General features: G+C 44.1%; 3 protein-coding genes and 1 pseudogene. 2 read left to right on the forward strand and 2 right to left on the reverse strand.

Translation table 11 applies throughout. The features are described 5' to 3' along the window. Positions 1-188 (reverse strand): helix-turn-helix domain-containing protein (locus PX482_RS12440; protein WP_288122497.1); only part of this gene is annotated, 188 nt, incomplete at its 3' end. Between the two features lie 97 nt (positions 189-285). Between PX482_RS12440 and PX482_RS12445 the strand changes: the two genes are divergently transcribed. Further along, complete coding sequence (locus tag PX482_RS12445) at positions 286-660, forward strand: DUF433 domain-containing protein (protein WP_002758892.1); 375 nt, start codon at positions 286-288, stop codon at positions 658-660. Then, positions 657-1,049, forward strand: a complete 393-nt coding sequence (locus tag PX482_RS12450; protein ID WP_002758893.1) for a DUF5615 family PIN-like protein — start codon at positions 657-659, stop codon at positions 1,047-1,049. Before PX482_RS12445 ends, PX482_RS12450 begins: the two co-directional genes overlap by 4 nt. 412 nt (positions 1,050-1,461) lie before the next feature. Here PX482_RS12450 and PX482_RS12455 read toward each other — a convergent pair. Continuing rightward, positions 1,462-1,654 (reverse strand): annotated as a pseudogene (locus PX482_RS12455) (ABC transporter substrate-binding protein); the annotation flags it as partial.

The following is a 1,654-nucleotide window of genomic DNA, read 5'->3' on the forward strand; positions in this document are numbered from 1 at the left end:
GTCAACATTGAAGAAGTTTGAGCGTAGCCTACTCTTTCTTGTCTTTCATACCAAGCTTGTGTTCGTTCGTGGAGAGCTTTATTGTAAACCAATCTTACACAGCCCAAAGTGCGCCGCAATAGCGACTCTTGTTCTGGTGTCGGGTAAAATCGGTAGCGATAGCTTTTCCATGTCTCATATTTTAGCATATATTTCGTAAATGTGCTAATATTTAACAGCAAAGCCAACCTAAAACGGCGGGGTTTCAGACCCAAATTTTCGATGAAATTCTAGAAGGTTATGAGTATGGTTCTGGTATCCAACGGGCAATCAGCTATTATTCGTACAGAGCGTGGATTGACAATCGCCGGTACGCGAATTACCCTTTATGATGTTATGGATTACCTAAAGGCTCAGTATCCCCCCAAGCTGATTCGTGAAAAACTTGGTCTTAATGATAGACAGATTGATTCAGCCCTAGCATACATTGAGACTCATTGTACTGAGGTTGAAGCCGAGTATCAAGAATGCTTGCAGACAGCGACAGAAATTCGTCAATACTGGGAAGAGCGAAATCGTGAGCGATTTGCCAAGATTGCGGCGATGCCCCCTAAGCCTGGTCAAGAAACCATTCGTGCGAAGCTTCAAGAGTGGAAAGCACGCATTGAATCTCAATCATGAACTTTCTGATTGACTACAACTTAACGGGCGATGTTGTTTTATTCTGGGGAACCCTCTCAGCAGAAGGATGGCTTGATCTTTTGCCCATCCGCTTCTTCACCTTTCAGGATGTTGGATTGCCGATGGATAGTAGTGATCGGGTTGTTTGGCAATTTGCTCAAAACACTCAGATGATTTTAATTACAGCAAATCGAAATATGAAAGGAATTGATTCGCTGGAACAAACCATACGTGAAGAAAATACACCCGCTTCCCTGCCAATTCTGACAATTGGAAACCCTGATCGCTTTGATGAAAGTAGCTATCGGCAAAGATGTGCTACCCGCTTGATTGAGATTTTATTTGATCTAGAAAACTATATGGGAGTCGGTCGAATTTTCATCCCATAAGACTGTTGGGGAAATTCAGGGACTTTTTCCCTGAAAATTAGGTAATTGACCCCCTCAAAATCTGTAAAACCCCACACCCCACACCCTACACCCTACACCCTGCCCCTAGGAAAAACTTTTTCAGCAGACCCTAATTAAGACAGGTAAATGAGTCAATTTCACCCACAACGATGATCTTTTTTTTGTGTAGTTTTGTTGCAAAAAAAAAGTTTTTTTGACAAAAAGCACAAAGTATGAATGATGAATTATGAAGTGGGGTAGTGAAGTAGTGGGGAAGTGGAGCATTTGGCTGAAATTTCCCTAAACCCCTAAATCCCTATCACCCTATCCCCTACCTCCTGCCGACCGCCGACCGCCGACCGCCGACCGCCGACCGCCTCCTGACTCCTGATCACTGATTACTGATTACTGATTACTGATTAGGTGTCACCTGATCGATAACCTTGAGAGTCCCGTCATCCTTGACAGTCCAGACATCGTAACTACCGACCACATCGCCATTTTCATCGATATCCACATTGCCACTGGCCCCCTGATAGTTAATATCCTCGCCTTTGCGAATCATTTCCATGGCTTGACAAGCATCGGTTACTTCCGTCCCCGGA

It is taken from the genome of Microcystis sp. M53602_WE12 (genome assembly GCF_030065455.1).
Taxonomy (GTDB): domain Bacteria; phylum Cyanobacteriota; class Cyanobacteriia; order Cyanobacteriales; family Microcystaceae; genus Microcystis; species Microcystis aeruginosa.

Excerpts from the sequence above, each read along its gene's own strand:
- PX482_RS12445 (WP_002758892.1), top strand. The coding sequence starts at position 286 with ATGGTTCTGGTATCCAACGGGCAATCAGCTATTATTCGTACAGAGCGT.
- PX482_RS12450 (WP_002758893.1), top strand. The coding sequence starts at position 657 with ATGAACTTTCTGATTGACTACAACTTAACGGGCGATGTTGTTTTATTC.